Genomic DNA, 11,730 nt, shown 5'->3' with positions numbered 1-11,730 from the left:
TAAATAAATAACAGCATCATATAGGTCCCTTCACATACATCCTGAGCAACAGGTCCGGAGAAGAATCTACCATCTCATAACCACTGGGCACCTCCTCCAGGTTGTGATACGTCACCAACCGCGTTCCGGCAGGACGCTGCTCTAACGCCTGGAAAAGATAACGGCTGTAGTATTTGTACAGTCGCAATGAGGGATGGTAGAAATGATCGATCCGGTCGTTGGTGTCAACATTCTCAAAAAAGGAATTATAAAAGTAGAAATGATCATAATCATCTAACTGCAACTGCGTGAAATTAGCGTGTAGAAAATGAACATTCTCCAACTGCATCGCCGCTTTCGCCATCAACGCACATTCATACAACTCTACCCGCTGCTCTACTCCATAAAAAATCGACTCCCGGAAATGCTGCGCTCCAGTAAGACAAAACTTACCAACCCCGCTGCCAATATCCAATATCCGCGCACCTGGCCGGTCAGCTAGAAAATGTGCCGCCTTACGGGCAACCCCGATAGGGGTCCAATGTCTCTTGGACAACTGCTGCACCCACTCAGGGTACAACCAATCAAAAGCGTCGTCCGTCTTATAAGCTCCTGGGTTAAACATATCGTTGTCAAAGGTACACTAAAAAACCTCCCATATCAGGTGAACATTCCGGTAACCTGACTTGTAAATGATGCATGAACAGAATATTTCGACTACTACGCCAATGGCTGCATCGTTATTTTAACCTGGATGACGATAAAGCAGAGTCAGAAGAAATCATCACCGCCATCACTAAAGGGATCTACTTTAAAGGGGTTAACCTGTGGACCCTCGTTTTCGCCATATTCATCGCCTCTATCGGACTAAACGTCAACGCTACCGCCGTTATCATCGGCGCTATGCTCATATCCCCCCTCATGGGCCCCATCATGGGCGTCGGCCTGGGTATCGGCATCAACGACTTCGAACTGGTAAAAAAAGGAGCATACAACCTCCTCGTTGCCACCATCATCAGCATACTCACCTCCACCATATATTTTTCCGTTACCCCACTGCATGAAGCTAACTCAGAACTACTGGCCCGTACCACCCCCACCATTTGGGACGTATTTATCGCCTTTGTCGGCGGACTGGCAGGCATCGTAGCAGGCACAAGAAAAGAGAAAACAAACGTTATTCCAGGCGTAGCCATCGCCACCGCCCTCATGCCCCCACTATGTACCGCCGGCTTCGGCCTCGCCAATGGCAACTGGTACTACTTCCTGGGCGCATTATATCTCTTCTCGATCAACAGCGTATTCATTTGTTTCGCTACCATCCTCATCGTACGTTATCTCCACTTCCCAAAAAAATCCTTCCAGGACCCCGCCCGCGAAAAAAAAGTAGCCCGGTATATCTGGATAGTGGTCATCATCACCATCATCCCTAGCATCTACCTGGCGTATCGTATCGTCAACCGAAGCATCTTCATGGCTAATGCCAACAACTTCCTGAAGAACGAATTCAACTTCAAAAACACACAGGTAGTCAATAAAACATTCGCCTATAATGGAAAAAATAACCGCATAGAACTACTGCTAATAGGAGAGGAGCTGGAAAACACGACCATAGATACACTAAGTGCACACATGAAAAATTATCACCTCGGCCAATGCGAACTCGTGGTCAAACAAGGCCTTAATGCCAAACAGGAAATCGACTTCTCACAGATCAAAGCCAGCATACTCGAAGATGTCTTCCGTCAGCAGGCCATCACCACACCAGCCGTCACTAAAACACCTGCCCATGATACGGCCATCACCAACACACTTACATCCGAATTAAAAACACTATTTCCGTCTATCACCGCATATAGCATCAGTAACAACGCATTCGTCCGCATAGCAGACAACAATCGCGATACCGCCACCTATTTTGTAGCTCGTACCAAACGACCGCTGAACCGGCAGGATAAAAACAAATTACAACAATGGCTCCAGGCACGACTGTCAAAAGATACCCTACTACTCTCCATGGAGATCGTACGCTGACGCCTGGGATACCACCCACCCCAGCTCCAGCCGTACCTCTCCTTGCTGCACGTCTTCGTTGGAATAACTGATAGTATCCAGCCCCACCAGGTCAAAACCTTGTGACAAATAAAAGCGGATAGCAGGATAATTGGAACTCTGCGACTCCAGTACAACAGCCCTCGCGCCTTCTTGCCTCGCAGCTTCTTTGACATGTTGCATCAAGGCACTGCCGATGCCCCGCCGCTTGAATGCAGGGGCTATATACAGATCCCATACCCGGATCGTATTGTTCCATTCCTGGAAATTGTAAGCGACTAATCCGGCTTCTACACCGTCCCACAAGGCCACAAAAGCACGCAGGTCCGTCTTATGCGCCTCAAACAAAGGTCCTTCCATCGGCGCCTTCACAAAAGGAGCCGCCAGGCGCTCCGCCTGCAGCCGGATCTGCCAGCCTTCCGCTTCGCGCTGCAACACAACCTTATAATGATAATCACTGGTGTAAGTAAAATGAATATGCTTTCCGCCGTCCGGATGATCGTCGGCAAAGATCTCTTGGATCGTTAACATGGTCTCCGCTTTATAGATGTATGCTAAAAATAGGCTAAGCTGCCACGGCCGGCTGATGACGGATAATGAACTGTATCAGGTCATCTTGCTCTATCCCGGCGCGGTTACAGGCATCCTGTATATCCTCCCGCGATACGTTCGCGGCAAAGGATTTCTCCTTCAACCGCTTTTTTACGCCTTTTAGATCCATCCCCTCATAACCGCCTGGACGCATCAGCGAATAAGCATGTACCAGCCCCGATAACTCGTCAAAAGCATACAGCATTTTGTCCATATCTGTTACCGGCTCCACTCCAAAATGTAAATGACCGTGTGCCGCGATCGCCCGGATCACCTCCGGACAGACATGCCGCATCTCCAACTCCTCTACGATCTTCTTACAATGCTGCTCCGGCCACTGATCCCAGTCAGCATCATGTAGTAACCCCGCCAGCTCCCAACGCCACTGCTCCGCTGCTGACAACCCCAGCCGCTCCGCAGCCCAGCATCGCATTAGGTGACCTACCTGCCGCATATGCAGTTGCAATCGTAAGTTCTTCACCCATTCCTCCAATAATGTATTCGCTTCCGCTTTCGTTAGTACCTTCCCCTGATCCGCCGGATCACCAAAAGTGTCTCTCCCCAGGTGTAATGATGCCATATTGCCCGTTTGTCGATGAGTTATTTATTTTTTAACCAGGTCGCCGCCAATCCCGGCCATACTGCCGCCGCTGGGTTACCTGGCCTTAATCCATATCCGTGCCTGCCCGTCGCATACAGGTGCGCTTCTACCGGTGACTTGGCGAGCCGTAACGCCGCCGCCATCACCGGGATACTGTTACCGTGCGAATCGTCGCTGGTGCCAAATAAAAATATAGGGGGCGTTTCCGCATCCGGCTGTATTTCAGGAGTCAGCGTATTAGAAGGCCCCTTGTCCAGGTAAGCAGGATAGATCAACACCGCATAAGCAGGCTTCGCCGACTGCTCATCCGCCTTGTCCACCGCAGCATACAATGTCTCCCGGTAACGGGTACTCGCCCTCGCCGCCAGGCTGCCGCCGGCAGAAAAGCCCAACACACCCACCCGCTCCGGCTGCACCTGCCAACGCACGGCCTGAGATCGCACCACCCGCAACGCTCGCTGCAGATCCTGCAACGCACCCGCCTGCTGCTGAGGCACCCGGTATTGTAACACAAACGCCGTATAACCCAGACCGTTCAGCCACTCCGCAATCTCATAACCTTCCAGGTTAATAGCCAGCAGATTATAACCACCGCCAGGACACACCACCACCGCACCGCCATTACCCTTCCCCGCCGGCGCCGGATAAACCTCCAGAAGAGGATCGGTCACATCCGTCAGCCGCTTCACACCCCAGCTCGTATCCGGTGTCACCACCGCCGCATGCTTGCTCCGCTGCTCCCCCGGCACAGCGCCGGGCCATAAATGGATCACCTCCCGCTGCTGAGCAGCCAAAGGCGCGCTGAATAATAATGCCATGGATAGAATATTAATGATCTTCATATCGTGGACGACTTTTGAATAGACAAGATACAAATATCCGCTCCTAAACGCTAATTTTGATCTTATGTCATCAGCGCCGGACAAAGCACAACAAATAATCAATCACATTCGCTCCTATGTAGATTTCAGCGACCAGGCAGCAGCCGACCTCATCCCATTGCTATCCCCACAACGCCTGCGGAAAAGACAATACCTCCTCCAGGAAGGACACATCTGCCGCCAGGAAAGTTTCGTAATCAATGGCTGCCTCCAGGCATATAAGACAGACGATAAGGGAAAAATACACATCCTCCAGTTCGCCGTCGCCGGATGGTGGATAGGAGACCTCGACAGCTTCCTTAATACAACACCCTCCCAGCTCAATATTGAAGCCCTCGAAAATACCGAAGTACTCAATATCACCCGCGAACAACTCGACTGGGCCTATCAGCAATGCCCCGGACTCGAAAGATATTTCCGCCTCATGATACAAAAAGCCTGGATCGCCACCCAGCAACGAACCCTCTCCGCTATGTCCCAACCAGCACAACAACGCTACGAAGAATTCATAGCCCGCTACCCCTCACTGCTTCAACATATTCCCGATCGCCATATCGCCGCCTACCTCGGCATCACCCCTCAAAGCCTCAGCCGTATAAGAAATCAGCGTAAACATTAACATAGGTGAACGTCTTTTGTTAACACAGGTGCTTGCCCCCGCCCACCTGCACAGGCTACTTTTGTAGGATGAAAAACAAAGACATGAACCAAACAGATAGATCCCTGATCCATAAACTCACTGCAACAACCGACAACTACGCAGGGCTCATCTTACGTGTCACCCTCGGTGGCGTCCTCTTCCCACATGGCGCGCAGAAAGTATTCGGCTGGTTCGGTGGCCCGGGCTTCATCAAAGAAATGGACCACCTGACTCACGCCGCCGGCCTCCCCGCCTTCATCGCCATACTCGTCATCTTAATAGAATTCCTGGGTGCCTTATTCTTGCTCTGCGGATGGCACACCCGCCTCACCGCCGCCACCGTCGCCGTACTCTTTATCGGTATCATCCTCAAAGTCCACGCCGGTATGGGGTTTTTTATGAACTGGTTCGGCAACCGCCCCGCTGGCGTAGAAGGATTCGAATACCACCTCCTCGTCATCGGCATATGCGCCGCCCTGATAGCCACCGGTAGCGGAAAATATGCATGGGATCAACACTACGCCCGCCTAAAAACCAACAGATAGATCGCAGTCAACGGAAACCCTGCGTAACAGACACCTGCGGATTATACGTGGGTGTTTCCTTTTTTACGCCGCACGTAGTATCTTGGCATACATACAACCAAACTGAAAGCACGCTATGAACAAATTACGACTCCTATGGAGCGTCACCTGCGCTTTGCTAATTACAGCTACCGCTATCGCACAGCCGTCGCAACCCATCATTCCCGCACCGGTTAAGTATGAACGGACCCCTGGGCATTTCCAGCTCAACAAAGCGATCACCATCCACACCGGCAATAACACCCTGACCATCGCCAGGCTTTTAAAGGAGGGCATCCAAAGCGTACAGAATGTGCCAAATGGAATAGTGATCAAAGAGGGGAGAGGACAACAGGGCATCTCCCTCATCATCGACTCCGTATCCATATCCCAAAAAGAAGGATACCGCCTGCAGATAACACCAACTGCCGTCCTGATCGCCGGCCATGATGCCGCAGGCGTATTTTATGGTGTACAGACCCTCTTGCAACTGGTGCAACAGGCGGGCAACAGCCCCCTGCAGGCAGCTACCGTCGACGACTACCCGCGCTTCGCTTATAGAGGCATGCACCTCGATGTAGGCCGCCACCTGTTCCCGCTATCCTTCATCCGTAAATATATCGATCTCCTAGCCGCATATAAATACAACAACTTCCACTGGCACCTTACAGAAGACCAGGGCTGGCGTATCGAGATCAAAAAGTATCCGCGCCTCCAAAGCATAGCAGCCTGGCGTAAAGAGACCATGATAGGCCATAAAAAAGAAACACCGCATCGCTTCGATGGCAAACGTTACGGTGGATACTATACCCAGGATGAAGTAAAAACAATCGTCAGATACGCACAGGACCGGCAGATCAATGTCATCCCGGAAATAGAAATGCCGGGGCACGCACAGGCTGCACTGGCCGCATATCCCAACCTGGGTTGCACCGGTGGCCCTTACGCACCGGCTACCTTCTGGGGCGTCTTCGATGATGTATTCTGCGCCGGCAACGATAGCACCTTCACCTTCCTGCAAAATGTACTCGACGAAGTACTGCCGTTGTTCCCGTCAGCATATATCCACCTGGGTGGCGACGAATGCCCCAAAACTCGCTGGAAAGCCTGCCCTAAATGCCAACAACGCATCCGCCAGGAAAACCTCGGCGACGAACATGGCTTGCAGAGCTATTTTATGAAACGTATGGAGAAATACCTCCACAGCAAAGGTCGTCGCCTCATCGGCTGGGACGAAATACTCGAAGGTGGCCTCACCCCCGATGCCACCGTCATGAGCTGGAGAGGCACAGAAGGAGGCATCGCCGCCGCCGCCCAAGGCCACGACGCCATCATGACCCCAGAACACGAAGTATACCTCGATCACTACCAATCCCGCTACCCGGACGAAAAACCTGGGCCGCAGGGTTTTACCCCGCTCGATGAAGTATATCACTACGAACCCGCCCCTACATCCCTGCAGCCTGCCGTCGCCCGCCATATCATAGGCGTACAGGGTGGCTTATGGAGCGAATACCTGCCCACCGTAGCCCATGCCGAATATATGCTCATGCCGCGCGCCATCGCATTGGCAGAAGTAGCCTGGTCATCGCCGCACAACAAGGATTATCCCGCATTCCTCCGCCGCCTGCGTAAGCAACTGCCCGAACTGAAAAGGAAAGGAGTCAACTACGCCACCAACTTCGACGAAATACGCGATAGCATTACCTCCTCCGCCGCCGGCATGCCCGTCATCCACCTCTATAGCACCTTGCCGGACGCAGAGATCCGCTACTCGCTCAACGGACAACCACCAACGGCAACAGGTACACTATATACCACGCCCTTGGAAATCACTCATACCGCCGGCTTACGCGCACAACTATACGTAAATGGCAAACCAACCCAACGTATCTACACAAAAGATGTCCGTATCCATAAAGCAGTAGGCAAACCGGTCACATTGACCAACCTGCCCAATAACCCGTACGATCCGGGTGCAGCCACTTTGGTCAATGGCCTCAGCGGTACACATCGCTACAACGATAACCAATGGATCGGCTACGCCGGCAAAGACCTCATCGCCGTAATAGACCTCGGCTCCTCGCAATCCATCACACAATTGGGTACGCACATCCTCAACTATCACTGGCAACGCATGTGGCCTCCCGTAAGCCTCACCTTCCTGGTATCAGAAAATGGCACTGACTATAAAGAGGTCTATACACATACCAGCTTCCCGCTCAATGGTATCAATACCGTAGCAGCTACTATCCCAGCCATAAATGCCCGATACCTTAAAGTAGTAGGTACCTCAAAGGGTAAAGTCCCCGCAGGAGAATATGGCGCCGGTGGCAACACCTGGCTGATGATCGATGAGATCATCGTTGACTGACCTGGGGAAATCCATCTACAACACCAGATATAAATATTTCACCCTACATAGGGTCAGCCAATAGCTGACCCTGCCGTATGTAAACGCCCGCCAGTAAAGTGTTGAGAGATACAAAGCTCATCTGTAAAGCGTACAACACACCTTGGATGGTATCCTTTTTGTCTCTTTCATACGAGAAACAAGGAATAACTGTAATGACCATCCAAAAAAGAATTCTTATGAAAAGAGTAAGCGTATTCGCCTTGGCAGCTATTACCGCCTGGACCTTACAATCCTGCGGCGGCAGTAACACAAACAATAACACCGGCGACAGCGTAGACAGCGCCAAAACCATCAACGAAACCGTAAAACCGGTAGATGAAAAATCCTCGGAATTCGCTATCAAAGCAGCCAGCGGAGGTATGATGGAAGTAGCCTTGGGCAAATTGGCACAGGAAAAAGGTATGAATCAACGGGTGAAAGATTTCGGCGCCATGATGGACCGCGATCATACCAAAGCCAATGATGAACTGAAAAACCTGGCCGCAGCTAAGAATATCACCTTACCCGCTACCGCCGGCGAAGATCACCAGAAACACATCGACAACCTGAGCAAAAAGAATGGCAAAGACTTCGATAAAGACTATATCAAAATGATGGTAGACGACCATAAAGAAGATATAGACCTCTTTGAAAAAGCTGCGAAAGATGCACAGGATCCAGAGATCAAAGCCTTCGCAGAAAATACCCTCCCCACACTCCGGGCACACCTGGACTCTGCTAAAGCAGTGTGGGAAGTAATAAAATAATAAAGGTTAATGAGGTAATCGATTCTTAACGGCTCCATACACCCACGTGCCGGCAATAGCACTGAATAGTGTTACAATGACAACCGTGAACCCATTGCCGATAAGTGCAAACAAAGGTCCGGGACAGGCGCCTGTAATGGCCCACCCAAGACCGAAAAGCAGCCCGCCGAATAGCTGACCTTTATTGAACGTCTTGGGCGCTACCGATATCGGGGCGCCCAAGATGGTTTTTATACCTGCCCGCTTGATCACCTGCAACGACAACATCGCCGTCAGAATAGCCGTAAAGATCACCCCGTACATATGAAAAGATGTCAGCTGAAACATCTCCTGTATACGGAACCAACTCACCACCTCCGCCTTCACCAGCACAATACCAAAAAAAGCGCCCGCTAGTAAATATTTAATGTTGCTCATCTTCAAGTACATTTAATTGGTTAGGAGACTAGCCCGAATACCCAGGGCAATATCACATGCGTGCAGAAAAAACCACCTGCCATAAAACAAGCAGTGGCCACCATAGATGGCCATTGCAGATTCGCTATGCCCATGATCGCATGCCCCGACGTACAACCGCCGGCGTAACGCGTACCAAAGCCCACCAGGAAACCGCCGATCACAAAAAAGATCAACCCCTTCCAGGTCAGTAACTGCGACCACGAAAAGATCTCCGGTGGCAATAACCGCGAATGATCGTAAATACCATAACCAGCCAGCCGCTCACGCGTAGCCGCCGCAATCTCCACAGCATGCGGGTCCCGCAGCCAATGCCCGGCAATAAAACCGCCTAGCAGAATGCCGCCGACAAAAAATAAATTCCAGGATTCTTTCCGCCAGTCATATTTGAAAAAAGATAGGTTGGCAGGTAAACAGGCAGCACAGATATGCCGCAGAGAAGAAGATATTCCAAAGGCTTTATTGCCTAACAACAATAATAAAGGCACCACTAATCCGATAAGAAAACCGGAAACAGCCCAGTGCCAGGGTTGTGTGAGAAGTTCCATGAAATACGGTTGGTTTAGAATACCGGAATATATACAATTTTAGTGGACTATTCCTCACACATTTCAGCCCCAATAAGTATATATTCCGGTAATCTCCCTAAAATCCCTGGGTAAGCTCGTTATATTCCGGATGCTTTTTAACATACGCATTCACGTAAGGACACAACGGTACCACCCGCAAATGCTCGCGACGCGCATACTCCAGCACATACTTCGCCAGCTGGGCAGCTATACCTTGCCCCTCCAATGCTTGCGGTACCTCCGTATGATTGAAAATAATCCCGTCCGGGAAACGGCTGTACTCTATAAAAGCAAATTCGCCGTCTATCTCTGCCTCAAAACGATGCAGCTTCTCATTGTGTTTAATGTTCAACTCCATGTGCACTTATTTAATGGTTCAATTATCCCTGAAAACCGGCCTTCACATGAGACCCGTCACAGAATGGTTTATTACCCGATGCCCCGCATCGGCAAAAAGCAGTCACCTTATGCTTACGCACCTCCTGACCACTATGATCCTTCACCACAATATTACCATATACTAACAACGGCCCATTGGGCACCGTCTCTACAACACTCTCCGCACTTATATCCGGCGCCCCTTCCTGCTCCGCCGCCTCGTTCATGTAATAGGTCAGCGCACCAGACGGACATCGCTTTACCTGCTCCACGATCCGCTCCGTCTCCGCTCCGTTGATAGCAATCCATGGCCGCGCCTTCGGATCAAATACAGCGGGCAACCCATTCCAGCAAACCTTGGAATGCACACACACATCCGGCTTCCATACCACCGTTACCTCACCATTACTATAATGTTTTGTTATGTTGGTCATATTATGCTGGTTTAGTCTGGATGATCACAGGATGTGTCAACACCTTATGTATCGGACAGGCATCCGCAATCTGCATCAACCGCTGCTGCTGCTCCGCAGACAATGGCCCGAACAAAGCGATCTCACGGTCTATCACCGTCGTATCCCCGTCAGGTTTATCCGCCTTGTTAAATCGTAAAGTGATCTTCACATTCTCCAACGGCCATTGCTTACGATTGGCATACATCTGCAACGTAATAGCCGTACAAGCTCCCAGGCTCGATAATAACAACTCCCCGGGCTGCGGCGCCGTATCCGCACCGCCAACTTCCACAGGCTCATCCGCCAGCCAGTGATGTCCACGGGCCGACACATTCACCTGGTACTGCGCTCCCGTACCCGTTACTACCACATCTGGTGTCGCCACGATCGCCTCGCCTTTTGAAATAGGAGGCCGATCCGGTAAGGAGGTATTCGTCATTTTACAGTCTGTTGAATAGGTGAAAGATGCCCCTCTATCTCCGCACGCTGCGTAGCATATTGAGGGGGTAACATTAAATGAGTGCCTAACTCCGCCATTGGCTCATCTACCGCAAATCCCGGCTCGTCAGTCGCCAGCTCGAACAACACCCCGCCTGGCTCACGGAAATACACACTCCGGAAATACTGCCGGTCCAGCTGCTCCGTCACATGCAGCCCCATCTGCTCCGCACGCTCCCGGAAACGTAACTGCGTCGCTCCGTCAGCTACCCGGAAGGCCACATGATGTATACTGCCTCCGGCAACATGCCCGCGAGCCTCGCCCTTAGCCTCCACCACATCAATGTATCCGTTGTGTACATCCACAGGATTGAAAAACCGGTAACGGTTCGCATGATGCAGTTTCAACTCATAACCAAGCAACGATACTAACACATCCGCAGTAGGCTGCACATCCTCCACCGTCAACGTCACATGATGCAGCCCGCGTATCGCATGCTCCCCTCCAATCTCTCCGCCCGTCCAGGGCACACGCTCATCCGCCTGCGCCGGCACCGTCAGCTCCACCTTCATACCGTCAGGATCATAAAATGGAATATATAACTCCCCAAACTGCTGCGATGGCTTGTTGTACAACAAATGCGCCGCCTCTAACCGATTCACCCAGAAATCAATACTGCCTTCCGGTATCGAATAACCAACCTCCGTAGCCATATGCGTACCCCTGCGCCCACTCATAATATCCTCCCAGGGAAAGAACGTCAGGATAGTACCAGGCGTACCTCGCTCATCACCATAATAGAAATGATAGGTCTTAGGATCATCGAAATTCACCGTCTTCTTCACCAGCCGCTGACCCATCACCCGCGTATAAAAATCATAGTTCCGTTGGGCCTTCCCTGCAATCGCAGTCACATGATGTATGCCCAGGATCTTGTCTTCCATGAAAACTCCTTGTATTTAAA

The 11,730-nt window shown here is 51.2% G+C and carries 15 protein-coding genes; 5 read left to right on the top strand and 10 right to left on the bottom strand.

The annotated features are described in order from the left end of the window. Nucleotides 1-16: 16 nt before the first annotated feature. A complete protein-coding gene (locus KTO58_RS10635) occupies nucleotides 17-604 on the bottom strand; it encodes a methyltransferase (RefSeq protein WP_095839381.1) in 588 nt (195 codons plus the stop codon). A gap of 74 nt (nucleotides 605-678) precedes the next feature. On the opposite strand from KTO58_RS10635, the gene KTO58_RS28995 reads away from it, so the two are divergent. Beyond that, a complete protein-coding gene (locus KTO58_RS28995; protein ID WP_095839382.1) occupies nucleotides 679-2,013 on the top strand; it encodes a TIGR00341 family protein in 1,335 nt (444 codons plus the stop codon). Here KTO58_RS28995 and KTO58_RS10625 read toward each other — a convergent pair. Genes KTO58_RS10625 through KTO58_RS10615 form a run of 3 tightly spaced genes read right to left on the bottom strand, consistent with a single transcriptional unit; the run spans nucleotide 1,987 to nucleotide 4,065 of the window. Beyond that, a complete protein-coding gene (locus KTO58_RS10625; RefSeq protein ID WP_095839383.1) occupies nucleotides 1,987-2,562 on the bottom strand; it encodes a GNAT family N-acetyltransferase in 576 nt (191 codons plus the stop codon). The two genes, KTO58_RS28995 and KTO58_RS10625, sit on opposite strands and share 27 nt — an antisense overlap. A 34-nt stretch (nucleotides 2,563-2,596) precedes the next feature. Beyond that, entirely contained in the window at nucleotides 2,597-3,202 is a 606-nt protein-coding gene (locus tag KTO58_RS10620; protein WP_095839384.1) for a hydrolase, read from the bottom strand. A 20-nt stretch (nucleotides 3,203-3,222) separates the two neighbouring features. Further along, on the bottom strand, nucleotides 3,223-4,065 hold the full coding sequence (locus KTO58_RS10615) for an alpha/beta hydrolase (RefSeq protein ID WP_095839385.1): 843 nt from the start codon (nucleotides 4,063-4,065) through the stop codon (nucleotides 3,223-3,225). Between the two features lie 64 nt (nucleotides 4,066-4,129). Here KTO58_RS10615 and KTO58_RS10610 point away from each other — a divergent pair, with 64 nt between their 5' ends. The 4 genes from KTO58_RS10610 (at nucleotide 4,130) to KTO58_RS10595 (ending at nucleotide 8,469) form a co-directional block, all read left to right on the top strand. Beyond that, nucleotides 4,130-4,723, top strand: a complete 594-nt coding sequence (locus KTO58_RS10610) for a Crp/Fnr family transcriptional regulator (protein ID WP_095839386.1) — start codon at nucleotides 4,130-4,132, stop codon at nucleotides 4,721-4,723. An 83-nt stretch (nucleotides 4,724-4,806) separates the two neighbouring features. Next, entirely contained in the window at nucleotides 4,807-5,289 is a 483-nt protein-coding gene (locus tag KTO58_RS10605; RefSeq protein WP_095841616.1) for a DoxX family protein, read from the top strand. Nucleotides 5,290-5,404: 115 nt separating this feature from the next. After that, nucleotides 5,405-7,681, top strand: coding sequence for a glycoside hydrolase family 20 protein (locus KTO58_RS10600; protein ID WP_095839387.1), 2,277 nt, complete (start codon nucleotides 5,405-5,407; stop codon nucleotides 7,679-7,681). Between the two features lie 218 nt (nucleotides 7,682-7,899). Then, nucleotides 7,900-8,469, top strand: a complete 570-nt coding sequence (locus KTO58_RS10595; RefSeq protein WP_095841617.1) for a DUF4142 domain-containing protein — start codon at nucleotides 7,900-7,902, stop codon at nucleotides 8,467-8,469. 6 nt (nucleotides 8,470-8,475) lie between these two features. On the opposite strand, the gene KTO58_RS10590 is transcribed toward KTO58_RS10595, so the two are convergent. The 6 genes from KTO58_RS10590 to KTO58_RS10565 form a co-directional block, all read right to left on the bottom strand. Further along, on the bottom strand, nucleotides 8,476-8,886 hold the full coding sequence (locus KTO58_RS10590) for a DUF6691 family protein (protein WP_225860187.1): 411 nt from the start codon (nucleotides 8,884-8,886) through the stop codon (nucleotides 8,476-8,478). Between the two features lie 20 nt (nucleotides 8,887-8,906). Continuing rightward, nucleotides 8,907-9,473 carry a YeeE/YedE family protein gene (locus KTO58_RS10585; RefSeq protein WP_095839389.1) on the bottom strand — a complete coding sequence of 189 codons (567 nt, stop codon included), beginning with the start codon at nucleotides 9,471-9,473 and terminating at the stop codon, nucleotides 8,907-8,909. 97 nt (nucleotides 9,474-9,570) lie between these two features. After that, nucleotides 9,571-9,852, bottom strand: coding sequence for a GNAT family N-acetyltransferase (locus KTO58_RS10580; RefSeq protein WP_095839390.1), 282 nt, complete (start codon nucleotides 9,850-9,852; stop codon nucleotides 9,571-9,573). A gap of 22 nt (nucleotides 9,853-9,874) precedes the next feature. Then, complete coding sequence (locus tag KTO58_RS10575) at nucleotides 9,875-10,306, bottom strand: (4Fe-4S)-binding protein (RefSeq protein ID WP_095839391.1); 432 nt, start codon at nucleotides 10,304-10,306, stop codon at nucleotides 9,875-9,877. Nucleotide 10,307: 1 nt separating this feature from the next. Continuing rightward, nucleotides 10,308-10,766 carry an OsmC family protein gene (locus KTO58_RS10570; RefSeq protein WP_095839392.1) on the bottom strand — a complete coding sequence of 153 codons (459 nt, stop codon included), beginning with the start codon at nucleotides 10,764-10,766 and terminating at the stop codon, nucleotides 10,308-10,310. Further along, nucleotides 10,763-11,710, bottom strand: coding sequence for a ring-cleaving dioxygenase (locus tag KTO58_RS10565; protein ID WP_095839393.1), 948 nt, complete (start codon nucleotides 11,708-11,710; stop codon nucleotides 10,763-10,765). Before KTO58_RS10565 ends, KTO58_RS10570 begins: the two co-directional genes overlap by 4 nt. Between the last annotated feature and the right edge of the window lie 20 nt (nucleotides 11,711-11,730).

Origin of the sequence: Chitinophaga pendula (assembly GCF_020386615.1) — a bacterium.
Lineage (GTDB): Bacteria > Bacteroidota > Bacteroidia > Chitinophagales > Chitinophagaceae > Chitinophaga > Chitinophaga pendula.
Note: the sequence above shows the minus strand (reverse complement) of the source record. Positions and strands in the feature narration are given on the sequence as shown.